Source organism: Amycolatopsis sp. NPDC102389 (genome assembly GCF_044765885.1).
Classification (GTDB): Bacteria; Actinomycetota; Actinomycetes; order Mycobacteriales; family Pseudonocardiaceae; genus Amycolatopsis.
Genome location: NZ_JBIWKX010000023.1, coordinates 38,695 through 61,173 on the forward strand (window position 1 = coordinate 38,695; position 22,479 = coordinate 61,173).

At 69.8% G+C, this 22,479-nt stretch carries 20 protein-coding genes; 11 read left to right on the forward strand and 9 right to left on the reverse strand.

Features of this window, described 5'->3' with window-relative positions; translation table 11 throughout:
- Window positions 1-22: 22 nt before the first annotated feature.
- Genes ACIRGA_RS20625 through ACIRGA_RS20640 form a run of 4 tightly spaced genes read left to right on the forward strand, consistent with a single transcriptional unit; the run spans window position 23 to window position 2,938 of the window.
- Window positions 23-646 carry a riboflavin synthase gene (locus ACIRGA_RS20625; RefSeq protein WP_400943128.1) on the forward strand — a complete coding sequence of 208 codons (624 nt, stop codon included), beginning with the start codon at window positions 23-25 and terminating at the stop codon, window positions 644-646.
- Between the two features lie 53 nt (window positions 647-699).
- A complete protein-coding gene (locus tag ACIRGA_RS20630) occupies window positions 700-1,974 on the forward strand; it encodes a bifunctional 3,4-dihydroxy-2-butanone-4-phosphate synthase/GTP cyclohydrolase II (protein WP_395875815.1) in 1,275 nt (424 codons plus the stop codon).
- Window positions 1,971-2,477: a 6,7-dimethyl-8-ribityllumazine synthase gene (ribH, locus tag ACIRGA_RS20635; protein WP_037343973.1), complete on the forward strand. Its 507-nt coding sequence runs from the start codon at window positions 1,971-1,973 to the stop codon at window positions 2,475-2,477. Before ACIRGA_RS20630 ends, ribH begins: the two co-directional genes overlap by 4 nt.
- 17 nt (window positions 2,478-2,494) lie before the next feature.
- A complete protein-coding gene (locus ACIRGA_RS20640; protein ID WP_400943130.1) occupies window positions 2,495-2,938 on the forward strand; it encodes a PH domain-containing protein in 444 nt (147 codons plus the stop codon).
- Between the two features lie 85 nt (window positions 2,939-3,023).
- Here the strand turns inward: ACIRGA_RS20640 and ACIRGA_RS20645 are convergent, their stop codons facing one another.
- Window positions 3,024-3,803, reverse strand: coding sequence for an exodeoxyribonuclease III (locus tag ACIRGA_RS20645; protein WP_400943131.1), 780 nt, complete (start codon window positions 3,801-3,803; stop codon window positions 3,024-3,026).
- 94 nt (window positions 3,804-3,897) lie between these two features.
- Window positions 3,898-4,635, reverse strand: a complete 738-nt coding sequence (locus tag ACIRGA_RS20650) for a S1 family peptidase (protein WP_400943132.1) — start codon at window positions 4,633-4,635, stop codon at window positions 3,898-3,900.
- Between the two features lie 249 nt (window positions 4,636-4,884).
- Between ACIRGA_RS20650 and uvrC the strand changes: the two genes are divergently transcribed.
- From uvrC to whiA, 4 genes are read left to right on the forward strand one after another with little or no spacing between them, the layout of a single operon-like run.
- Complete coding sequence (gene uvrC, locus ACIRGA_RS20655; protein ID WP_400943133.1) at window positions 4,885-6,837, forward strand: excinuclease ABC subunit UvrC; 1,953 nt, start codon at window positions 4,885-4,887, stop codon at window positions 6,835-6,837.
- Between the two features lie 50 nt (window positions 6,838-6,887).
- Window positions 6,888-7,745, forward strand: a complete 858-nt coding sequence (gene rapZ / locus ACIRGA_RS20660; protein WP_034311885.1) for an RNase adapter RapZ — start codon at window positions 6,888-6,890, stop codon at window positions 7,743-7,745.
- Window positions 7,732-8,706 (forward strand): uridine diphosphate-N-acetylglucosamine-binding protein YvcK, encoded by a 975-nt coding sequence (gene yvcK / locus ACIRGA_RS20665; RefSeq protein WP_400943135.1) that lies wholly within the window; start codon window positions 7,732-7,734, stop codon window positions 8,704-8,706. The genes rapZ and yvcK overlap by 14 nt, the downstream gene beginning before the upstream one ends.
- 18 nt (window positions 8,707-8,724) lie before the next feature.
- Window positions 8,725-9,714, forward strand: coding sequence for a DNA-binding protein WhiA (whiA, locus tag ACIRGA_RS20670; protein ID WP_005152315.1), 990 nt, complete (start codon window positions 8,725-8,727; stop codon window positions 9,712-9,714).
- Window positions 9,715-9,775: 61 nt separating this feature from the next.
- On the opposite strand, the gene ACIRGA_RS20675 is transcribed toward whiA, so the two are convergent.
- The 4 genes from ACIRGA_RS20675 to ACIRGA_RS20690 are packed head-to-tail and all read right to left on the reverse strand — an operon-like array spanning window position 9,776 to window position 15,563.
- On the reverse strand, window positions 9,776-10,729 hold the full coding sequence (locus ACIRGA_RS20675) for a prenyltransferase/squalene oxidase repeat-containing protein (protein WP_400943136.1): 954 nt from the start codon (window positions 10,727-10,729) through the stop codon (window positions 9,776-9,778).
- Complete coding sequence (locus ACIRGA_RS20680) at window positions 10,726-11,433, reverse strand: class I SAM-dependent methyltransferase (protein WP_400943137.1); 708 nt, start codon at window positions 11,431-11,433, stop codon at window positions 10,726-10,728. Before ACIRGA_RS20680 ends, ACIRGA_RS20675 begins: the two co-directional genes overlap by 4 nt.
- On the reverse strand, window positions 11,427-12,641 hold the full coding sequence (locus tag ACIRGA_RS20685) for a glycosyltransferase family 4 protein (RefSeq protein ID WP_400943139.1): 1,215 nt from the start codon (window positions 12,639-12,641) through the stop codon (window positions 11,427-11,429). Before ACIRGA_RS20685 ends, ACIRGA_RS20680 begins: the two co-directional genes overlap by 7 nt.
- 3 nt (window positions 12,642-12,644) lie before the next feature.
- Complete coding sequence (locus ACIRGA_RS20690; protein WP_400943234.1) at window positions 12,645-15,563, reverse strand: FHA domain-containing protein; 2,919 nt, start codon at window positions 15,561-15,563, stop codon at window positions 12,645-12,647.
- Window positions 15,564-15,643: 80 nt separating this feature from the next.
- Here ACIRGA_RS20690 and ACIRGA_RS20695 point away from each other — a divergent pair, with 80 nt between their 5' ends.
- Window positions 15,644-16,567, forward strand: coding sequence for a hypothetical protein (locus ACIRGA_RS20695; protein ID WP_400943141.1), 924 nt, complete (start codon window positions 15,644-15,646; stop codon window positions 16,565-16,567).
- A gap of 85 nt (window positions 16,568-16,652) precedes the next feature.
- A complete protein-coding gene (locus ACIRGA_RS20700; RefSeq protein WP_400943143.1) occupies window positions 16,653-17,657 on the forward strand; it encodes a glucosyl-3-phosphoglycerate synthase in 1,005 nt (334 codons plus the stop codon).
- On the opposite strand, the gene ACIRGA_RS20705 is transcribed toward ACIRGA_RS20700, so the two are convergent.
- Window positions 17,631-18,509, reverse strand: coding sequence for a sterol desaturase family protein (locus ACIRGA_RS20705; RefSeq protein ID WP_400943145.1), 879 nt, complete (start codon window positions 18,507-18,509; stop codon window positions 17,631-17,633). The two genes, ACIRGA_RS20700 and ACIRGA_RS20705, sit on opposite strands and share 27 nt — an antisense overlap.
- 84 nt (window positions 18,510-18,593) lie before the next feature.
- Between ACIRGA_RS20705 and ACIRGA_RS20710 the strand changes: the two genes are divergently transcribed.
- On the forward strand, window positions 18,594-19,205 hold the full coding sequence (locus tag ACIRGA_RS20710) for a TetR/AcrR family transcriptional regulator (protein WP_400943147.1): 612 nt from the start codon (window positions 18,594-18,596) through the stop codon (window positions 19,203-19,205).
- Here ACIRGA_RS20710 and ACIRGA_RS20715 read toward each other — a convergent pair.
- Complete coding sequence (locus ACIRGA_RS20715; RefSeq protein WP_400943149.1) at window positions 19,180-19,689, reverse strand: NUDIX domain-containing protein; 510 nt, start codon at window positions 19,687-19,689, stop codon at window positions 19,180-19,182. The two genes, ACIRGA_RS20710 and ACIRGA_RS20715, sit on opposite strands and share 26 nt — an antisense overlap.
- A gap of 66 nt (window positions 19,690-19,755) precedes the next feature.
- Window positions 19,756-22,266 (reverse strand): PQQ-dependent sugar dehydrogenase, encoded by a 2,511-nt coding sequence (locus ACIRGA_RS20720; protein WP_400943236.1) that lies wholly within the window; start codon window positions 22,264-22,266, stop codon window positions 19,756-19,758.
- Window positions 22,267-22,479 lie beyond the last annotated feature (213 nt).

The window sequence follows — 22,479 nt, forward strand, 5'->3', positions numbered from 1 at the left end:
ACCCAGGAGGAGGGCAGCAGGAGTGTTCACCGGCATTGTCGAGGAACTCGGCGAGGTCACCGCGGTCGAGCAGGTCCCGAACGCCGCGAGACTGACCGTGCGGGGGCCGCTGGTGACCGGCGACGCCGGGCACGGCGACTCCATCGCGGTGAGTGGCGTGTGCCTCACCGTGGTCGCGGTGGCGGGCGGTGAGTTTACCGTCGATGTCGTGCACGAAACCCTGCAGCGCTCCAGCCTCGCGAAGGTGCAGGTCGGCGACGTCGTCAACCTCGAACGCGCGACGCCGGCGGGCGGCAGGCTCGGCGGGCACATCATGCAGGGCCATGTCGACGGCACCGGCGTCTTCCTCAAACGCGACGAGCAGGGACTCACCACGTTCGCGCTGCCGAAGAAGCTGTCCCGGTACGTCGTCGAGAAGGGGTCGATCGCGGTCGACGGCGTCTCTCTCACGGTCGCTTCGGTGACCGACGAGGAGTTCTCCGTCGCCTTGATCCCGACCACCCTCGAATTGACCACGCTCGGCCGGAACACCCCGGGTGACCTGGTGAATCTCGAGGTGGACGTGGTCGCCAAGTACGTCGAAAAGCTGGCCATGCCGCACCTGCGCGCGCAGGGGGACAATGGCGGCACGGAGGAGCGGGCGTGAGCGAGACGAGTGCGATTCCGGGGTCGGCCGGTCTGACCCCCTGTGGAGGCGGGGTGGCCGTGAACGCCGATGCCATCGAGGCGGCCATCGCCGACATCAAGGCCGGCCGTCCGGTCGTCGTGGTGGACGACGAGGACCGCGAGAACGAGGGTGACCTGATCTTCGCGGCGGAGAAGGCCACGCCGGAACTGATGGCCTTCATGGTGCGCTACACCTCGGGTTACGTCTGCGTGGCGCTGACCGAGGCCGAGGCGGACAGGCTCGACCTGCCGCCGATGTACCACACGAACCAGGACCAGCGCGGCACCGCGTACAGCGTCACGGTCGACGCCGCCGAGGGCATCACCACCGGTATCTCCGCGGCCGACCGGTCGCACACCGTCCGGCTGCTCGCCGACCCGGCGTCCAAGGCGTCGGACTTCCGGCGGCCCGGCCACGTGGTCCCGCTGCGCGCCAAGCAGGGCGGTGTCCTGCGGCGCCCGGGGCACACCGAAGCGTCCGTCGACCTGGCCCGGCTGGCCGGCCTTTCGCCGTCCGGGGTGCTCTGCGAGATCGTGTCGCAGAAGGACGAGGGCGACATGGCCCGCCGCGACGAACTCGAGGTCTTCGCCGCGGACCACGACCTCAAGATGATCACCATCGCCGACCTGATCGCGTACCGGCGGCGCACCGAGAAGCAGGTCGAGCGGGTCGCCGAGGCGCGGATCCCGCTGAACGCGGGCACGTTCCGGGCGGTCGGCTACGACAGCCTGCTCGACGGCATCGAGCACATCGCGTTCGTCTACGGCGAGATCGGCGACGGCGAGGACATCCTGGTCCGCGTGCACTCCGAGTGCCTGACCGGTGACGTCTTCGGCTCGCTGCGCTGCGACTGCGGCCCGCAGCTGGAGGCCGCCCTGGAAGCGGTGGCCAAGGAAGGCCGGGGCGTCGTGCTCTACATCCGCGGCCACGAAGGCCGCGGCATCGGGCTGCTGCACAAACTGCAGGCCTACCAGCTGCAGGACGCCGGCGCGGACACCGTCGACGCGAACCTGCAGCTCGGCGTCCCCGCCGACGCGCGGGACTACGGCACCGGCGCGCAGATCCTGTGCGACCTCGGTGTCCGCTCGATGCGGCTGCTGACGAACAACCCGGCCAAGCGCGTCGGGCTGGAGGGCTACGGCCTGCGGGTCAGCGGGCGGGTGTCGCTGCCCATCTCGCCGAACCCGGAGAACCTGCGCTACCTCAAGACCAAACGGGACCGGATGGGGCACGACCTGTCCCAGCTGGAGCATTTCGACCAGGTCGGCGCCGAGGTCGACCAGGGCAACGGAGGTGGCACGCGGTGAGCGGCGAAGGCCGTCCGGACGTCGAACTCGACCTGTCCGACTGTAAGAACATCCGGCTCGGGATCGTGGCCACGCGCTGGCACACGAAGATCACGAGCGCCCTGCTGGACCGCGCCCTCGAGGCGGCCAAGGCGGCCGACCTGGAGGAGGAGCCGACGGTCGTGCGCGTCGCGGGCGCCGTCGAGCTGCCCGTCGCCGCGCAGGCCCTGGCCCGCACACACGACGCGGTCGTCGCGCTGGGCGTGGTCATCCGGGGCGGGACACCGCATTTCGAGTACGTCTGCGACGCGGTCACCGCGGGCCTGACCAGGGTCGCGCTCGACGAGAGCACCCCGGTCGGCAACGGCGTCCTCACCTGCGACACCGAGCAGCAGGCCCTCGACCGGTCGGGCCTGCCCGGCTCCGTCGAGGACAAGGGCTACGAAGCGACGGTCGCCGCGCTGGACGCCGCGCACGCGCTGCGCAACCTGCGCCAGCCGTGGACCGAGCGGGGATTCGTGTGAGCGTCGAGGCGGATGTGATGACGGAGTCCGAGGTCGTGGTGGTGCGGCCCCGCCGCGCGCTGGTGATGTGTTCCGTGCTGGCGGTGATCCTGCTGGCGACGTTCGTGGTCGTCGCGGTGCTGCTGCGCGGCTCGGACACCGGCGTGATCTTCCAGCCGTCCGACCAGGCGGCGATGATCGGCATCGGGGTCCTGCTCGCCGCGGGCACCATGCTGTTCGCGATGGCGCGCGTGAAGGCCGACGCGGACGGTATCGAGGTCCGGAACGTGCTGATGACCAAGAAGTTCGCGTGGAGCGAGGTCCTCTCGGTGAGCTTCCCGGACGGGGCCTCGTGGGCCCGGCTGGAGCTGCCGGAGGACGAGTACTACTCGGTCATGGCCGTGCAGGCGGTGGACCGGGAACGCGCGGTGGCGGCGGTGTGGGCGCTGCGGCGGCTGCATAAGGCGGCCTGGGAAGGCTGACGTCCCGCTCCGGCCGACCGCGTTTCGTCCTCTGAATGCGGTACTTGCACACGCAAGGACCGCATTCAGAGGACGAAACGCGCGCTCAGAGCGAAAGATCCACCACGATCGGCGCGTGGTCCGAGGGACCCTTCCCCTTCCGCGCCTCACGGTCCACATAGGAATCCGTCACCGCGCCGGCCACCGTCGCGTCGGCGTACACGAGGTCGATCCGCATTCCCTTGTTGTTCGGGAAGTTCCCGGCCCGGTAGTCCCAGTACGTGAACGGGTGGTCGTACTTCAGCGGCCGCGGGAACACGTCCGACAGCCCGAGATCGCGTAGCGCCGCGAGCGCCTTCCGCTCCGGCTCGGTCACGTGCGTCGATTCGGCGAACACGCCGATGTCCCACACGTCCGCGTCGGTCGGCGCGATGTTGAAGTCGCCGAGCACCGCGAACGGCAGTCCGCGCGCCTGCTCCTCCCGCACGGTCGCCTCCAGCGCCGAGAGCCAGGCGAGTTTGTAGCCGTAGTGCGGGTTCTCCAGGTCGCGCCCGTTGGGCACGTACACCGACCACAGCCGAAGCCCGCCGCAGGTGGCGCCGATGGCCCGCGCGTCGGCCTTGTCCTCGAAGGTGGGCTCGCCGGTCAGGCCGCGTGTCACGTCTTCCAGCCCGACACGGGACACGATCGCGACGCCGTTCCAGCGCCCGATGCCGTACGCGGCCGTCTCGTAGCCCAGTTCCTTCACGGCGTCGAAGGGGAAGGCATCGGTGCCGCATTTGAGTTCCTGCAGGCACAGCACATCCGGCTGTACCGTGCCGAGCCAGTCCAGCACCCTCGGCAGCCGGGGCCCGATCGAGTTCACGTTCCAGGTCGCGATCCGCATGCCCGCGAGCGTCCCACACCCCACCGACAGGCCGACGCGAAAGGGCCCTCCGAGACGGGTCGCGTCTCGGAGGGCCCTTTCACCGGGGTGGAGGTCAGACCCCGGTGGTCGAACGGATCCAGGAGCGGGCCGAAGCGACGCTGCCGTAGTTGTTGGTGCCGCGGATGTTCGAGCCGCTCTGGTTCTGCACGGTCGAAGCGACCCCGACCTGGACGCCGTTGGAGACCTGGGGGCCGCCCGAGTCGCCCTTCCACGCCGAACCGTTGATGCCGACGCTCTGGATGGCCGGGCCGCCGTAGGCGTCGCTCGAGCTGCCGCTGACGCGGACGTTGGCGACCTTCAGCGCCGAGGCGGGTGGGCCGGTCGGGGTCTCGCGGCCCCAGCCGTAGAGCTGGTTGGTGCTGCCGACCGACGGGTTCGAGCTCGCCAGGGTGATCGGCGTGACGCCCGCGTCGGAGGCCAGGTGCAGCAGCGAGATGTCGGAGCCGGCGGGCGAGGACACCTTGCGGTCGACGGCGATCTCACGGCCGCCCTGCAGCTGGTTGCTGCCCACGCGGACGCGCATGCCGGTGCCGTCGGAGTCGAGGCAGTGCTTGGCGGTCAGGACCCAGCGCTGGGCGATGACGCTGCCGGAGCAGTTGAACCCGTCCCACTGACGGCCCGGGGTGTTGACGTAGACCTGGGCGCCCCAGCTCACGGTGGGGGCGGTGCCGCCGCCCACGATGTTGGGCTGGACACCGGTGGGGGTGCCCGCGGAGGCGACCGCGCCCGCGGTCATGGTGAGGGCTGCGGCGGCGAGGGTGGCGGCGCCCAGCGTGCGAAGACGGCTCACGGTGCAGGAGTCCTTTCGAGCGTCATCTGACGAAGAACCGAATGAAGTGGAACTGGGACGGAAAGTAATCAACCGATTCACCCGCCAGGAACCAACGAACGTCGGTTCCGGCCGAAGACCCGACTTAGGTCGGTATACGTAGTGAAATACGGACCGGATGGTGGGAACGGCCACCCGAAGGGTTGACGGCGCCGCGCGTAAGGACGGGGCCTCGTAAGACTGTCGGTGGTGCCCCATAGGCTTGGTGGCGTGGCTGACCCGACCACCTACCGTCCCTCGCCGGGGAGCATCCCGGACGCCCCTGGCGTGTACAAATTTCGTGACGCCACGAAGAGGGTCATCTATGTCGGCAAGGCGAAAAGCCTCCGAAGCAGGCTGAACTCGTACTTCGCCGACATCACGGGCCTGCATCCGCGCACGCGCCAGATGGTGACCACGGCGGCGAGCGTCGAGTGGACCGTCGTGGGCACCGAAGTCGAGGCGCTCCAGCTCGAGTACAACTGGATCAAGGAGTTCGATCCGCGGTTCAACGTCCGGTACCGCGACGACAAGAGCTACCCGGTCCTCGCCGTCACGATGAACGAGGAGTACCCGCGCCTGCACGTCTATCGCGGCGCGCGCAAGAAGGGCGTGCGGTACTTCGGGCCGTACGCGCACGCCTGGGCCATCCGCGAAACGCTCGACCTGCTGCTCCGGGTCTTCCCGGCGCGCACCTGCTCGGCGGGCGTCTTCAAACGGCACGGCCAGATCGGCAGGCCGTGCCTGCTCGGCTACATCGGCAAATGCTCCGCGCCGTGCGTCGGCAAGGTCTCCGCCGACGAGCATCGAGAGATCGTCGAGGACTTCTGCGACTTCCTCGCCGGCCGCACCGACGCGCTGATCCGCCGTCTGGAACAGGAAATGGCGGCAGCGTCCGAAGAGCTGGAGTTCGAGCGCGCGGCGCGATTGCGCGACGACCTCGGCGCCCTGCGGCGCGCGATGGAGAAGCAGGCGGTCGTGCTCGGCGACGGTACCGACGCGGACGTGGTCGCCTTCGCCCACGACGATCTCGAAGCCGCCGTCCAGGTCTTCCACGTGCGCGGTGGCCGGGTCCGCGGGCAGCGCGGCTGGGTGATCGACAAGGCCGAAGAGATGGACGTCAAAGACCTCGTCGACCACTTCATCACGCAGTTCTACGGCGAACAGGCCGAACGCGCGGACGACCCCGACGGCGGCCCGCCGGTGCCGCGTGAGGTGCTCGTTCCCGAGCTGCCGGCCGACGCGGAAGCGCTCGGCGAATGGCTGTCCGGGCTGCGCGGGTCGAGGGTGAGCCTGCGGGTGCCGCAGCGCGGCGACAAACGCGCGCTCGCGGAGACCGTCACACGGAACGCCGGAGAGGCGTTCACCCAGCACAAACTGCGCCGCGCGGGCGACCTCACCGCCCGGTCGGCGGCGCTGGCGGAACTCCAGGACTACCTGGCGCTGGAAACCGCGCCGCTGCGCATCGAATGTGTGGACATCAGCCATATCCAGGGCAGCGACGTGGTCGCCTCGCTCGTCGTGTTCGAGGACGGGATCCCGCGCAAGTCCGAGTACCGGCGCTTCGCCTTGCGTGAGGCCGCGGAGGAAGGCGACGTCGCGTCGATCGCGGAGGTCGTCCGCCGCCGGTTTTCCCGGTATCTCAAGGAAAACGCCGAAGGGGTCGACCCGGATCGTCCGGGCATCGACCCGGAGACCGGCAAACCGCGCAAGTTCGCGTACGCGCCGAACCTGCTCGTCGTCGACGGCGCGGGCCCGCAGGCCACCGCCGCCGCGGACGTGCTCTCCGAGCTGGGCGTCACCGACGTCGCCGTGGTCGGCCTGGCGAAGCGGCTGGAGGAGGTGTGGCTGCCGGGCGATCCCGATCCGGTGATCCTGCCGCGCACCTCCGACGCGTTGTATCTGTTGCAGCGGCTGCGTGACGAGGCGCACCGCTTCGCCATCCGATACCACCGGGAGAAGCGGTCCAAGCGGATGCAGGTGTCCGCATTGGACGGTGTGCCGGGGCTGGGGCAGGCTCGTCGTACCGCGCTGATCAAGCACTTCGGCTCGGTGAAGAAACTCCGCGAAGCGCGGATAGAGGAGATCGAGGCGGTGCCCGGCTTCGGCAGGCGCACCGCCGAAGCGGTCGTCGCGGCACTCGCAGGGGAGACGTCGCAGGCGGCGGGGGAGTCCAGTACGTGATCGGTGAAGGGACCATTGTGAGTGCGCAAGAAGAAGGCCGCGGTTCCGGGATGGAGGTCGCGGTCGTTTCCGGTCTGTCCGGCGCGGGCCGCAGCACCGCCGCGAAATGCCTGGAGGACCTGGGCTGGTTCGTGGTGGACAACCTGCCGCCCGAGCTGATCGCCACCATGGTCGAGCTCGGCGCGCAGGCGCGGGGCGCGATCACCAAGGTCGCCGTGGTGATGGACGTGCGCTCGCGCGCGTTCACCGACGACCTGGCCTCGGTCATCAAGGACCTCGACGCCCGCGGGTACAAGCCGCGCGTCCTGTTCCTGGAGGCCACCGACGCGGTGCTGGTGCGCCGGTTCGAGGCCGTCCGCCGCGGCCACCCGATGCAGGGCGACGGCAGGCTCGCCGACGGCATCACCGCCGAGCGCACGCTGCTGGAGCCGCTGCGGGAAGAGGCCGACCTCGTGCTCGACACGTCGTCGCTTTCGGTGCACGACCTGCGCGCCAAGATCGAGGACGCCTTCGGCTCCGAGGCGAGCACTCAGACCAGGGTCACCGTGCTGTCGTTCGGCTACAAGTACGGCCTGCCGATGGACGCCGACCTGGTGATGGACGTCCGGTTCCTGCCGAACCCGTTCTGGATCCCGGAACTGCGCGACCACACCGGTCTCGAGGGCGAGGTCCGCAACTACGTGCTCAGCCAGGAAGGCGCGGACGAGTTCCTCGACCGCTACCACCAGCTGCTGCGCCTCATCGGCGCGGGCTACAAACGCGAGGGCAAGCGGTACCTGACGCTGGCCGTCGGCTGCACCGGTGGAAAGCACCGCAGTGTCGCCATTTCCGAGGAGCTCGCCCAGCGTCTGTCCAATGAGGACGGTATGGCCGTGAAGGTGGTGCACCGCGACCTTGGCCGCGAGTGATCCGCGCGCGGTCGCACTGGGGGGCGGGCACGGCCTGCACGCCACCCTCACCGCGTTGCGCCGGGTGACCTCGCAGGTCACCGCCGTGGTCACCGTCGCGGACGACGGGGGCTCGTCCGGCAGGCTGCGCCGGGAGCTCGGGCTGCTGCCGCCGGGCGACCTGCGGCAGGCCTTCGCCGCGTTCGCCGCCGAAGACGGCGGAACCTTGTGGGCGGAGGTGTTCCAGCACCGCTTCGGCGGCGACGGCGCGCTCGCCGGGCACGCGGTCGGGAACCTGTTGCTGGCCGGGTTGTTCGAGGTGCTCGGCGACCCGGTCGCCGCGCTCGACGAGGCGAGCAGGCTGATGGGCATCTCCGGCCGTGTCCTGCCGATGTCACCCGAACCGCTGGAGATCCAGGGTGAGGTTTCGGGGCTGGACGCCGAGAATCCCGAGGCGCTCCGCCGGATCCGCGGTCAGGTGGCGGTGGCGACGACGCCGGGGCAGGTGCACCGGATCAGCCTGCACCCGACCGGGCAGGCCGACCGGCCGCCGCGCGGATGTCCCGAGGCGATCGAGGCGGTGCTCAACGCGGACGTGGTGTTCCTCGGTCCGGGATCGTGGTTCACGAGTGTGCTGCCCCATCTGCTGGTGCCGGATCTGCACGACGCGTTGCTCCGAACGGACGCCACGAAGGTCGTGATCCTCAACCTGATCCCCCAACCGGGGGAGACAGCGGGGTTCTCGCCGGAGAAGCATTTGGACGTACTCTTCGAACACGCCCCGGAATTGCGGGTGGACGCGGTCATCGCGGATCGGGACTCGGTGCCCTCACCAGCCCGGTTGCGGGACGCGGCCGGGAGACTGGGCGCGCGGGCGTTGCTGGGGGCGGTGGCTGACCCGGTCGTGACGGGGCGGCATGATCCTGATGCGCTCGCGGGCTGTATGCGAGACGCTCTGGAGTCTCACCGGGGGAGGAGCTGAAGGTATGGAGGGGCAGCGATGGCGATGACCGCCGCCGTGAAGGACGAGCTGAGCCGGCTGGAGATCACCAAGATCGGCCCGCGCCGCGCGGAGGTCGCGTCGATGCTGCGATTCGCGGGAGGGCTGCACATCGTGGCCGGCCGCGTCGTGGTGGAGGCCGAACTCGACACCGGTTCGGTGGCGAGGCGGCTGCGCAAGGAGATCCACGAACTGTACGGACACCAGTCCGACGTGCACGTCATTTCCTCCAGCGGATTGCGCAAGGGCACGCGGTACGTCGTCCGGGTGGTCAAGGACGGCGAGGGTCTCGCCCGGCAGACCGGCCTGATCGACCAGCGCGGCCGCCCGGTGCGCGGGCTGCCCGCCGCGGTCGTGTCCGGTGGCGTCGCCGACGCGGAAGCCGCCTGGCGCGGGGCGTTCCTGGCGCACGGTTCGCTCACCGAACCCGGCCGCTCGTCGTCGCTCGAAGTCACCTGCCCCGGCCCTGAGGCCGCGCTGGCGCTCGTCGGCGCCGCCCGGCGGATGGGCATCCAGGCCAAGTCGCGCGAGGTCCGCGGCGCGGACCGTGTCGTCGTGCGTGACGGTGACGCCATCGGTGCCCTGCTGACCCGGCTCGGCGCGCACACCAGCGTGCTCGCGTGGGAAGAGCGGCGGATGCGCCGCGAGGTGCGCGCCACCGCGAACCGGCTCGCGAACTTCGACGACGCCAACCTGCGGCGTTCGGCCCGCGCGGCCGTCGCGGCGGCGGCCAGGGTGGAACGCGCGCTGGACATCCTCGGCGAGTCCGCTCCGGAGCACCTGCTGGCCGCGGGCAAGCTGCGGCTGTCGAACCGGCAGGCCTCACTCGAGGAACTGGGCCAGCTGTCGGATCCGCAGATGACCAAGGACGCCGTCGCCGGCCGGATCCGCCGTCTGCTGGCGATGGCCGACAAGAAGGCGAAGGAACAAGGCATTCCGGACACCGAATCCGCGGTCACGCCGGACATGCTCGAAGAAGACGAGGCCTGACGAGCCCGCGTTTAGTCCTCTGGATGCGGTACTTGCACACGCAAGGACCGCATCCAGAGGACTAAACGCGGTGTTCGCCGAAGACCGCGCAGGTCGCCGGGTCGCCGTCGAGCGCGGCGGTGGCGAGGAGGACCGCGCCCGAGGTCCACGTGGTGCGCTCGTCCGGCCAGAACTCCTCGTCCTCGTACTGATATCCGGTCCAGTACGAGCCGTCGTCGAGCCGGAGCCGGGTCAGGCAGGCGAGGAGTTCACCCGCGCGGGCACGATCGCCGCGGGCGGCGAGGGTCAGCGCCAGTTCGGCGGTTTCCCCGCCGGTGACCCAGGGTTCGTCGTGCACGCAGCGCACCCCCAGCCCGGGCTCGACGAACCGGTCCCAGTCCGCCGCCAGCCGTGCCGTGGCGTCGGCGCCGGTCACGACGGAGCCCAGAACCGGGTAATACCAGTCCATCGCATGCGGTTTCGCGCCGAACAGCCGAGGCTGGTCGAGCAGCGCCACACGGAGTCGCCGCGCCGCGTCCTGCCATTGTGGACGGTCCAGCCCCTTCACGGACGCGAGCGCCAGCGCCTGGGTCAGCGCGTGGTGGATGCTGCTGCAGCCGGCGACGAGCCGGACCTCCGGGTCGTCCCGCCAGGAGACGGCGCCCGACGGCTGCTGCCGCCGCAGGACGGCGTCGACGGCACCGTCCACGACCGGCCACATCCGGTCCAGCCAGGCGTCGTCGCCGGTCAGCAGGAAATGGTGCCGCGTCCCGACCGCGACGTAGGCGGTGAAGTTCGTGTCCATAGTGGACAGTTCGGCTTCGCCGTCGCGGTACCGGGCCGCCCAGGACCCGTCGGGGCGCTGGTTCCGCGCCAGCCAGTCGTACGCGCCTTCGGCCTCGGCTCCGAACCCGGCCACGTCCAGTCCCATGGCGGCTTCGAGGTGGTTCCACGGATCGAGATGGCCGCCGGGCTCCCAGGGGATCCCGCCGTCCGGCCGCTGCACTGCCGCGATGGTGGCGGCGGTGGCCTTCACGGTTTGCTCGCGTAGACGACGAGGCTTTTGCCGAGCACCGGATTCAGCGCCCACTCGGCGAACCGCACCGGCCGGGGACTCCGCATGATGTCCCAGACCAGGAACCGGTGGTACAGCGCGCAGAGCCGGTGCTCCTCGTCGGGACCGACCGCGCATTTCAGCCACCAGTAGGGCGAGTGCAGGGCGTGCGCGTGATGGCCGCCTGCCGGCCGCAGCCCGGCTTCGGTGAGCTTGCCGAGCAGTTCGCGGCGCCGGTAGATCCGGATGTGCCCGCCTTCGACCTCGTGGTAGGCGTCCGAGAGCAGCCAGCAGATCCGCTCCGGCCACCAACGCGGCACGGTCGCCACCAGCCGTCCACCCGGTGCCAGCACACGGCTCGCCTCCGCGAGCACCGTCCGGTCGGCGTGGATGTGTTCCAGTGTCTCGGCGACGATCACCCGGGTGAAGGAACCGCTCGGGAACGGCAGCCGGAGGGCGTCCGCGCGGACGGCCAGCGCCGAAGCCGTGGCGGGAGCCTCGCCCGCCTCCGCCAGGTTGGCGAACATGTCCCGCACGTGTTTGAGCGCGGTGTCGTCGAGGTCGGCGGCGACCACGTCCGCGCCGCGTTTGTACGCCTCATAGGCATGACGCCCGTCCCCGCAGCCGAGATCGAGCACCCGGTCCCCGGGGCCGACGGGGAACCGGTCGAAATCGACGGTCAGCACCCGGCACGCTCCCGGCCGAGGACGCGCCGGTAGTGCGCGGCGGTCTCCTCGGCGGTGCGCCGCCAGCTCAGCGTCTCCGCCGTCGCCAGACCGCGGGCCGCGAGGTCGGCGCGCAGGTGTTCGTCGCCGAGGACCTTGGTGAGCGCTTCCGCGAGCGCCGGGACATCGCCCGGCGGCACCAGGATCCCCGCGTCACCCACGACTTCGGGCAGCGCCCCGCCGGTCGTCGCCACGATCGGCGTCCCGCAGGCCATGGCCTCGGCCGCCGGCAGCGAGAAGCCTTCGAACAGTGAAGGTATGCAAGCGATTTCGGCCGAGCAGAGTAGCCGCGCGAGTTCGTCGTCGGTCAGCCCGCTGACGAAGCGGACGCCGGCGCCGGGGCCGAGCCGGGCGAGCGCTCGCGCCGCCGGGCCGTCCGGTTTCGGTTTGCCGACGATCACCAGTTCACCCTCGATCCGTTCCCACGCCGCCAGGAGATGTTCGAGCCCCTTCAACGGTTCGTCCGCGCTGGCGGTCGCCACGACGCGCCCGGGGACCCGCGGGATTTCGGGCCGGGGCAGGAAGAACCTGGTGTCCGCGGCGAGCGGGACGACGTGGATCCGGTCCTCCGGCACGCCCATTTCCCGGCCGATGGCCGCCCGGGAAGCCCGCGACACCGTCAGCGCGGGCAACCGCCGTGCGACGCGGTGCTGCATGTCGACGAATCCGTACCACCGCTCGACCCGCGCCGCTTCCCGTCCGGTGACGGTGGCGAGCTTCAGCGCCCGGTCCACCGCGATGGGATGGTGGATCGTGGCGACCGTCGGCAGTCCACAGTGGAGCATGCCGTAGCCGAGTCCCTGGTTGTCGTGGACGATGTCGAATTCGCCCCGGCGTTTCGCGAGATGGCGCGCGGCACGCAGGGAGAACGCGAGGGGTTCGGGGAAACCGCCGCGGCGCATGCCGAGGAACTCCACCCACGACGGCAGATCGCGCAGCTCCCTCGGCCGCGGCGTCCGGAAGGGATTCGGCTCCGCGAACAGGTCGAGGCCCGGGATCTTCGTCAACCGCACGCCGTCATCGACCTCCGGATAGGGAGGCCCGGACAGCACCTCGACGCGATGCCCTAGCCCGGCGAGTTCGCGGCTCAGATGCCGGACGTAGACGCCCTGACCGCCACTGCGCGGGTTCCCGCGGTAGGTCAGGAGCGCGATCCGCAGTGCGCTCACCGCTCACTCCCGCGTACCCCAGTGATCGAGCTGCTCGCGGATCTTCCGGGTTTCGCCGTGCCGTTCGCCGCGGACCTCGATCGAATCGTCGAGCAGCAGGGTCCAGGTCGAGAGCGCTTCGGTGACCCGGCCCGCCTTGGCGAGAGCGAGCGCGAGGCCGAACCGGAGGTCGAGGACGTCGGGATGCCGTTCATTCAGCCGTCCCGTCGCTTCGTCGAGGAGCCGTCGATACTCCGAAACGACGGGGGGGGGGTGCTCGATTTCGGCGCTCCAGAACGCGATGTTGTGCCGGACATGGCTGACGATCTCGTCGTCGCCCAAGGCCTGTTTCGCCTGCGGCAGCAGTTCCCGGGAGAGGCGGAGGGCCTCCTCCCCGTTCCCCGTCTTGCCGGTCGCCACCGCGAGGAAGTGCCGGGCGTGCAGCGTCTCGCGATGATCGGCTCCGAGAGCGTGGGTGGCGTCGCGGACGAGGGCTTCGAACTCGGCCCGGGATTCTTCGAAACGGCCGAGTTCGGCGAGCAGGTGCCCGATGTTGTTGCGGATGCTCAAGACGTCTTCGTCGCCATCGGAGAGAGCGGCCGTGGCGATCGGCAACAGCTCTTCGAACCGGGCGAGCGCTCCCGCCGCGTCGCCCGCCTTGCCGGTCCAGGTCGCGTGCCGAGCCTTGCAGCGCAACGTGATCCGGTCGGTGTCGCCGAGTTCCCGTGCCGCGCGATTCGCCCAGGCGGCCCAGCGTTCCCGGTTTTCGACCGGGATATGGGACGCCCGCCGCTCCAACGCGGCGAGGGCGTCCTCGCGGAGACCGGCGAGCCAGAAGTGCTCGGCCTCGTTGGCCGCCGCGTAGCTCTGTTCCAGCGTCGGCTCGTCGTCTCCGGTCACGAGTGCCACCTCCGAGGTCGCCGCCGCCAGCCGGGCGCGCAGCCGGGTCGCCGCGTCGGGGGAGAGAGCGGGTGGTTCTCCGGTCCACAGGACGGTTTCGTCGGCCAGGCCCGCCCGCGTCCGGCTGACCGAATCACCGAGCCCGGCCAGGAAGTCGCGGACGCGTACCCGCCGGTCCGGGCCGCCGGCCGCCGCGCTCGCCGCGGTGAGGATCGAGATCGGGACAGGCCCACGGGTGGCGGCGAGACCCAGCAACTCGAGCAGGACCGCGTGACCCGGCCGCGGCGAGGCCACCGCACCGGTGCCCTGCTCGATGTCGGCCTCTTCGGCCGCTTCGTCGTCCACCTGCGCGACGCTGATGAAGGTGACAGTCGAGTCCCCGAGCCGGAGCACGTCGCCGTGCGTCAACTCGACGCTCGGCATCCGCTGCCCGTTGACGAAGGTGCCGTTGGCGGACTCCAGGTCCGTCAGCCACGCGTTCGTTCCGTTCCAGCGGATCTTGCAGTGGAGCCGGGACACCCGCGAGTCGCCGAGGCGGATCGCGGCGTTCCTGCTGCGGCCGAGCGTCGTGAGCCCGAAGGACAGCTCGTGGTGCGCGGGCGGCTGACCGGGCACGTCGATGATCAGCGTTGCGGGAGTGATCCTCGGCGAAGTGGGCGAGCCGGTGTCAGGTTCCGAAACGGGGTCGCCCGCGTAGACGTCCTCCGGTTCGCGGCTCAGATTCGGAACGCCGGACGACCGGTCGATCCGGATCACGAACGCGGAGGGCAGGAAATCCGGCTTTCGGGTCGCCACCACGGTTTTGACCCAGTCCAGCGCGGGTTCCCGCGACAGATCGCGGAGAACCAGGCGCATCCGTCGCCGGAGTCCGGGGTCGAGATCGTCCAGCCCGTCGATCGCGATCCGTACCGGGCCACCCGTCCACTGTGGAGCGAGGGCCCGGAGAGGACCGAGCAGGGCCAGATCGAACGCGCTCGCCCCGCTGAGACCGGCGTCGTCGAGCCCGGCTCGGTGCGCCCGCTCGGCCTCGGCGAATCCGGGGACGGTGCGCCGCAACTGGCGGGCCAGCTCGCGGGCGATCTGTTCCGCGGTGTCACCAGGACTGGCGAACAGCACGGCGTGCAGGAAGTCGGGCGGCACATAGGATCCGGCCACCGAAGGCCGGGCCAGCGCGGCGAGCATGGCCGACTTCCCCGATCCGGCCCTGCCTTCGAGCACCACCAGCCGGGTGCCGGTCAGCAGATGCCCGACGGTTTCGCCGAGTTTCGGATCCGGCCGGTAGTCCGCGGTCAGCCGTTCGACCCGCGGCGCGGCCGGGTTGCCGGCCAGCGGCGAACGCCGCCAGGCGGGGGAGGAGTTCAGCGCGAGCCACAGCCCCTGATCGGCCTCGGCCACCTCGCGCGTGCCGTCGAAACCCAGGTGGACGGCGGTCTGCGCCGGGCACAGGCCGGTGATCACCCGTTTGAGATCCGCGCACCGGACCCGCTCGCCGAACTCCGCGTGCCCCGACCGCAGGACCGAGACCAGTGACCGGCTGAAACACCCGTTCGCGGCGACGCGGTCGTCCGAGGCGGTGAGCAGGTCGAACCGTTTGCCCGCCTCGCCGACGATCCGCAGCCAGCGTTGGCCCGCCTGTCTCGCCCCGATCCCGGCGTGGCAGGTGTCGAGCAGGATCACCAGCCCGTCCAGCATCGAGTAGCGGCCGAGGAGTTCCTTGATCCGCTGGGCGAAGAGGAAGGAGCGCCTGCTGTCCACCGGCAAACCGGTGTCCTTGGTGAGGAAGTAGAAGTCGTCGTCGGCGTATTCGCCGTGCCCGACGAGCGAGAGGAAGAGCGTCGCCTCGTCTTCCGACGCGCGCTCGAAGGCTTCCACCAGCGCGTCGTCCAGCTCGACCATCGTCGGGTCGACGAGCAGGCCGCGACCGTCTTCGAGCGCGGGGACGCAGCCGCCGATCTCGGGGTCGAGCAGGGCCGTCGAGACCTGGTGGCCCGCGTCGGGGAGGAACGAGAGAAGGTTCAGTGAGTCGCATTGCGACGCGACCACCAACGACCTCCGCTCTCCCACGGAGATCACTTTGTCTCATCGGACGGTCACCGGCAAGGGCGGCCGCGATACTGTGCGCCATGGCTCGGATCGTTCTGGTGCACGGCATCGCCCAGGAGCAGAAGTCCGCGGACACCCTCGAGGCGGAATGGCTGCCGAGTCTGGCGGGCGGCGTCCGGCTCGCCGGGGACGCCGCGCTGGCCGACACCCTGTGGCGCGACGCCCGGCCCGGCGACGCGCGGATGGCCTTCTACGGTGACCTTTTCCGGAAGGACGGCCAGCAAGGCGGCGCGGACGAACTCACCGAGGACGAGTGGGGGCTCGCCGAGGCGCTGGCGGCGGAATGGCTCCGGAACGCGGCCTCTTCGGCGTCCCGCGAGACGGACCGGAACCGGGCGAAGGCCGAATTGGACCTGCTCGGCGGCCAGGCGGGGGAGACCCAAGGCGTGCGCGCGGCCGCCCGCCCGGTGCTGAACGCGCTCGTGCGGCTGAAGCCGTTCGCGAGGCTCGGGGTGGCGTTCGCCGAACGCGTGGTGGTCAAGGCACTCAAGCAGGTGACGCTGTACCTCACCGACGAGACGATCCGGCAACGCGTGCAAGACCGGGTCGCCGAGCACATCGGACCGGAGACCGAGGCGATCATCGGGCATTCCCTCGGTTCCGTAGTCGCCTATGAGGCCGCCCATCTGCACGGCCGTCCGCTGCCGCTGCTGCTCACCCTCGGCTCACCGCTGGGCCTGCGCACGGTCGTCTACGAACGGACGCGCCCGCAGCCGCCGTCCGTCCCGCCCGGCGTCGCGAGCTGGGTGAACCTGGCCGACCGGGACGATCTCGTCGCCGCCCGGCCGGATCTCAGCGGGCTGTTCCCCGGCGCCGACGGCGTCTTGGACAGCGGCTACACGGTCGACAACGGGGCGAAGCCGCACGAGGCCGCCTTCTACCTCGCCAAGCGCCGTACCGGTGAGGTCCTCTCCCGGTCGTTAACCTGCGGCGGGCAGGCGTAACGCGGCGGTTTCCGTGGCGACGACGGATGGAAACAGCCTCCCTCGAAGCTCACCGCTGAGGTGATCTTCGAAGGAAGGGGAAGCCATGCGGGTATCGGCGGAGGTCGGCACGTGGCTCGCGCGGCGCAGCAGCCGGGCCGGTGACTGGTGGGCGGCGGAGCTGGTCGCCGCCAAACGCGGGACGCGGGTTTCGGTGGTGATCCCGGCCCGCGACGAGGAGGAGACCGTCGGCACGATCGTCGGCACCATCCGGCGCGAACTCGTCGAACGTTTCCCCCTGGTGGACGAGATCCTGGTGGTGGACAGCCATTCCACGGACGCGACCGCCGAGGTCGCCAGGGCGGCCGGGGCGGACGTCGTCGCGCAGGACGCGGTGTTCCCGGAGCTGGGAGGCCTGACGGGCAAGGGAGAAGCGCTCTGGAAGGGGGTCGCCGAGACCAGCGGGGACCTCGTCGTCTTCGTCGACGGCGATCTCCGCGATTTCACCGCGGACTACGTGACCGGGCTGCTCGGGCCACTGCTGACCGACCCGGGGATCGCCTACGTCAAAGGGTTTTACCACCGTCCGCTCGCCGGGACGGCGGGCGTCGAACCCGACGGCGGCGGCCGGGTCACCGAACTCGTCGCCCGTCCGCTGCTCAACATGTACTGGCCGGAACTCGCCGGGTTCGTCCAGCCGCTCGCCGGTGAGTACGCGGGACGGCGCGAAGTGCTCGAAGGCATCCCGTTCGTCACGCACTACGGCGTCGAGGTCGGCCACCTGATCGACCTGCTCGAACTGCACGGGCTCGACGCGCTCGCGCAGGTCGACCTCGGCCATCGGACCCACCGGCACCAGGGCACCCAGGCACTCGGCCGGATGGCCGCGCAGATCATGCTGACCCTGATGGACCGGCTGGAGCGCGGGGGCCGGGTGATCTCCGCGGCGCCGCCGTCGACGTCGCTCGCCCAATTCCGGCGCGGAGCGGGGGAGGGCGTCGAGCGGGAACTCGTGCTCACCGACGTGGCCCTCACGCAGCGGCCGCCGCTGGAGAGCCTTCCGCCGGAGATCCGCCCGGAGAACTCACCCGCCTTGCGCAGGAGCGCTTAGCGCCTCCTTGGGCTGCCAGCCCGGCGGGCCGAACACGTACCCGAGTTTGTCCCGCCACGAGCCGGCCGCGCGGACGTCGCGCAGGATCGACCCGTATTCGTGGAAGCCGACCTTGAGCAGGTTGTAGGACTCGACGTTCTTGGTCAGCCCGTAGGTCGGACGTTTGCCCTCCGGCACGAAACTGCCGAACATCCGGTCCCAGATGATCAGGATGCCGCCGTAGTTCGCGTCCAGGTACTCCTGGTCGCTGCCGTGGTGCACCCGATGGTGTGAAGGGGTGTTGAACACGTACTCGAACCAGCGCGGCAGCTTCCGGATCTTCTCGGTGTGCACGAAGAACTGGTAGACGAGGTCGATCGACAGGCCGGTGAGGATCATCCACGGCGGGATGCCCGCCAGGGCGAGGATCGACCAGAACGGCAGCTGGAAGTACGGGGTCCACTTCTGCCGCAACGCCGTCGAGAAGTTGTAGTGCTCGCTCGAATGGTGCACCTGGTGGCCCGCCCACATGAGCCGGACGCGGTGGCTCGCCCGGTGGTAGGCGTAGAAGACGATCTCCTGGCCGAGCAGCATCAGGACCCAGGTCCACCAGTCGTGCGGGCTGAACTTCACCGGTGCCAGTTCGTAGAGCGCGGCGAACACGAACAGCATGGCGATGCGGAAGACACCGTTGATCACCACCGCCACCGCCCCCATCGACATGCTGGTGCGGGTGTCCTTGACGCTGTAGCCGATGACGTTGTCGTCGTGCCCCAGCACGTGCAGCGCGAGGATCTCGATCGCGACGAACAGCAGGAACACCGGTGTCGCCATCAGCACCGGGTCACTCAGATGGGCAAGAAAATCCGCCACCGCACCTCTCCCTGTCTCGCCCCCGTTATCTGACCATCAGGTAACTTACCCTAGGGTCATTTACCTCAGGGTAAGATAGCCGCCGTGACAGAAGCAAGGGCCGTCGGCACGAAGGGGGTGCCCCGCGAGGAGCGGGAGACCCAGATCGTGCGCGCCGGGACGGAGGAGTTCGGCAAGAACGGGTACGCGGGGGCGTCGATGGTGGAGATCGCCCGCCGGGTCGGCGTCACGAAACCCTTGCTGTACCAGTACTTCGGTTCGAAGGACGGGCTGTACCTCGCCTGTCTGCACCGGGCGGGGGACAGGCTGACCGAAGGGGTCGCCGAGACGATGGCGGCGGAGGGCGAGCCGCCGGAGCGGATGCCGCTCGCGGTGCTCTCGGCCATCTTCGAGACGTTCGACAACGACCGGTACGCGTGGAAGCTGCTGCGCGATCCGACGGTGCCTTCGACCGGTGAGATCGCCGGCGTCGCGGTCGACTACCGCTACCGGCTCGACGGGTTCGCGTTGATCGGCGCCGCCCAGCTGATGCGCTCGCGCGGACTGGACGACGATCGCGACATCGAGGCGATCGCCCAGGTGTGGACCGGCGTGGTCGACTCCCTGATCAGCTGGTGGATCGATCAGCCGGATCAGGACGCCGCGGCGATGACCGAGCGCTGCTCGCGGATCATGCGGAACCTGTTCGGCTGGTGAGCGAGGCGGCCGCGGCTTCGCAGTCGGCGAAGGCGAGCGGCGGGCGGTCGGCCAGGGGGAACCAGGCGTACTCGGAATTCTCTTCCGAGAGCACGATTTCCGCGTTCGCGGGGAGCTCGCAGACGAAAGCGAGGCCGATCGTCTTCAGGCCCGTCTCGCCGTAGACCGACGGATACGACCCGGCGAAGCGGAGGTTCCGGAGTTCGCAGCCGGTTTCCTCGAGCCCTTCGCGGACGAGGTTCTCTTCGGCGGTCTCGGCTCCGGAGAGGAAGCCACCGACGGTGTCCCAAGCGCCTTTGCGGGGCTCGTGTGCCCGGCGCAGCAACAGGATCCGGTCGCCGTCGAGGATGAGACCGACCGTGGTCGGCAGCGGGTTGTCGTATTTGGTGAAGCCACACGCGGGGCATTCGACGTGCGTGTCCTCGCCGTCGCCGGCGAGGCGTGTGCGCTCGCCGCAGCGAGGGCAGAACTTCCAGTCCTTCACCGGTCGAAGCCTAGACGTGGAAACGATCGGGGTGCCCGGCGCCGCTCCGGACACCCCGACCGCGACTCAGGACGCGGCGCTAGATTTGCCGCGCAGTTTGACGTTGGCCGTCGAGGCGTTCTTGATCGCCGTCTCGATCTGCGCCATCGTCGAGGACGAGGACAAGCCCGGCACCGTCGCCGACTTCAGCGCGTAGAGCGTGAAGGTGTACGGGTGGCTGGAGCCGCCGGGGCAGGGACCGAAGTACTTCTGCGAGTTCGCCCCGCTGCCCATGGCCTTCTGCTTGGCGCCGTTCTGGTTCGGGACCGTGAAGCCCGAGCCAAGGCCTTCGGGCAGTGACACTGTGACCCCCGAGGAGGCCGGGATGTCCCAGATCGCCCAGTGCAGTTTGTTGCCGTTGTTGGCCACGTCGGCGAAGACGATCGCGTATCCCTTGGCGCCGGTGGTCCCGGCGCTCCACGCCAGCGGCGGCGAGGTGTCCTGGCCCGCGGTACCGTCACCGGCGCAGGTGAACTTGTCCGGGATCGACGCGTTGTCGGCGAACGCGGAACTGGTCAGCTTGAACGCTCCCTGCGAAGAACCGGGGAACTTCAGCCGTACCACCACGTTGTCGATCCCGCTCGGGGTGCCGCCGTTCTTGTCCGCGTTGGTCGAGGTGACCCACAGCCCGCCGTCCGGCGTCTTGGTGACCGAGCGCAGCCTGCCCCAGCGGCCGGAGAACAGCGACTGCACCGAGCCGACGCCGTTGCCCGCCGCGTTGATCTGGGTGGCGAAAAGCTGCTCGCTGGTGACGGCCGCGACATAGATCCAGTCGTTGACGATCTCGATCCCGCTCGGCCCGCCGGAGCTGGTCGGCCAGGTCTTCTTCGGCGCGACCGTGCCACCGCAGGAGCCCTCGGTGCCTTCGCACTGGGGCCAGCCGAAGTTGCCGCCCTTCTGGATCAGGTTGAGCTCGTCGAGCTTGCCGTCGCCGAACTCCGAAGCCCACAGCTGGCCGCGGGAATCCCAGGCCAGGCCCTGCGGGTTGCGGTGCCCGAAGCTCCAGACGTAGCGGGCGTTGCCGCCGGTCGAGAAGAACGGGTTGTCGCTCGGCGCCGAACCGTCGGGGTTGACCCGCAGGATCTTCCCGTTGAGTGCGCCCTTGTTCTGCGCGGTGTCCTTGTTCTGTCCGTCGCCGACGGTGGCGTAGAGCTTGCCGTCCGGGCCGAAGCGCAGCCTTCCCCCGTTGTGGTAACGGTTCTTGGCGATCCCGGTGAGCACCGGAGTCGAGGTCGACGACAGCTTTCCGTTGTCGTAGGTCATCTTCACGATCCGGTTGTCCCCGGATGCCGTGTGGTACAGGTAGATCGCGTGATCGGTGGCGTAGTTCGGCGAGATCGCGATGCCGAGCAGGCCGCCCTCGCCGTTGGTGCCGACCGCGCCGGGGACCTTGCCGACCGTGGTCTTCTCGCCCGACGGCGTGATCCGCAGGATCTCGAACCGGTCCCGTTCGGTCGCCAGCGCCGTGCCGTCCGGCAGGAAGTCGACGGACCAGGCGAGGTCTGCCTTCGTGATGTCCTTGTCGTACTCGGGAATCCCGCCACCCGCGGCGCCGCTCGTCTTCGCGGTCAACGCGGTGCTGGCGGCCGAAGCGTTGCCGTCGAGGTCACGTGCCTTCACCGTGAACGTGTACGACGTGTTCGCCGTCAGCCCGGTGACGGTGGCTTCGAGCGAAGGCGTTGTCGCGACCTTCGTGGTGCCCTGGTACACGTCGTAACCGGCGATGGTGCCGCTGTCGTCCGTGGAAGCGTTCCATGCCAGGGAGACGCTGTTCGCGGTCACCGACGTCGAGCGCAGGTTCCCCGGCACCGTCGGCGGTGTGGTGTCGCCGCTGGACGGCGTGGTGAACTGGATGACATTGCTTTGCTGCGAAGGGTTTTCGGCCGCGTCGAAGGCGCCGACCGAGATGTCGTAGGCCGTGTTCGGCTGCAGGTTGTCGACGGTCGTGGTGAGCGTGTTCCCGTCGACGCTCTTGAGGACGTTGCCGCCGCGCATCACGTCGTAGCGGACCACGCCGACGTTGTCGGTCGCGGCCTCCCAGGTGAACGTGGCGCTGCGGGCCTTGATGTCCTTGGCGGCCAGGTTCTTCGGCGGGGTCGGCGCCTCGGCGTCGGCCGCTCCGCTCACGGTGAGCTTGTCCGCGTTGGGGCCGCCGTTCTCGGTGGTCGCGGTGGTGCGGATCTTGTTGGCCCCGGCGGCCAGCGCGACGTCCTTCGTCACGGTCTTCCAGGTGGTCCACGCGCCGGTGCCGGGGAACGACAGCGTCCCGGCCGCGGTTCCGTTGACGCTGAGGGAAACCGGCCGGTCGATCGTGGTTCCGTTGGCATAGCGGAAGGTCAGCGTCTGGGTTCCGGCCTGCGCGGCGTTCACCGTGTACTCGACATAGCTTCCGACGACGTTGTCGAAGTTCACGAACCCGGTGCCGGAATAGCCCGCGTGGTTCTTTTCGACGGCGCCCTGGGAGATCGTCGCGGCTTCGGATTCGAGGTCGGTCGGTGCCGCGCCGGCGGGAAGGGCCGGCAGGACGGCGAGGGTCATCGCCGTCGCGGCGGCACACGTGAGCAGCGCGCGCCACGGTGGTCGGGGTGCCACTGGAGCCTCCATGCGTGAAGTCGGGGGGTCGGGAGGTACAACGGCGGACCGGGCGGGGCCCGGCGGGGAAGTGGAGTTTTAGTTAGGAAACTTTCCTATCTATGGTTCAGATCACACACCAGTGGGTGCTTCGTGTCAATACTTGACCAACATCAACAC

What these genes read in the sequence shown, in the direction of transcription:
- ACIRGA_RS20640 (WP_400943130.1), top strand. Translation starts at nt 2,495, where the DNA reads ATGACGGAGTCCGAGGTCGTGGTGGTGCGGCCCCGCCGCGCGCTGGTG.
- ACIRGA_RS20645 (WP_400943131.1), bottom strand. Translation starts at nt 3,803, where the DNA reads ATGCGGATCGCGACCTGGAACGTGAACTCGATCGGGCCCCGGCTGCCG.
- rapZ (WP_034311885.1), top strand. Translation starts at nt 6,888, where the DNA reads ATGGAGGTCGCGGTCGTTTCCGGTCTGTCCGGCGCGGGCCGCAGCACC.
- whiA (WP_005152315.1), top strand. Translation starts at nt 8,725, where the DNA reads ATGGCGATGACCGCCGCCGTGAAGGACGAGCTGAGCCGGCTGGAGATC.
- ACIRGA_RS20695 (WP_400943141.1), top strand. Translation starts at nt 15,644, where the DNA reads ATGGCTCGGATCGTTCTGGTGCACGGCATCGCCCAGGAGCAGAAGTCC.
- ACIRGA_RS20700 (WP_400943143.1), top strand. Translation starts at nt 16,653, where the DNA reads ATGCGGGTATCGGCGGAGGTCGGCACGTGGCTCGCGCGGCGCAGCAGC.
- ACIRGA_RS20720 (WP_400943236.1), bottom strand. Translation starts at nt 22,266, where the DNA reads ATGACCCTCGCCGTCCTGCCGGCCCTTCCCGCCGGCGCGGCACCGACC.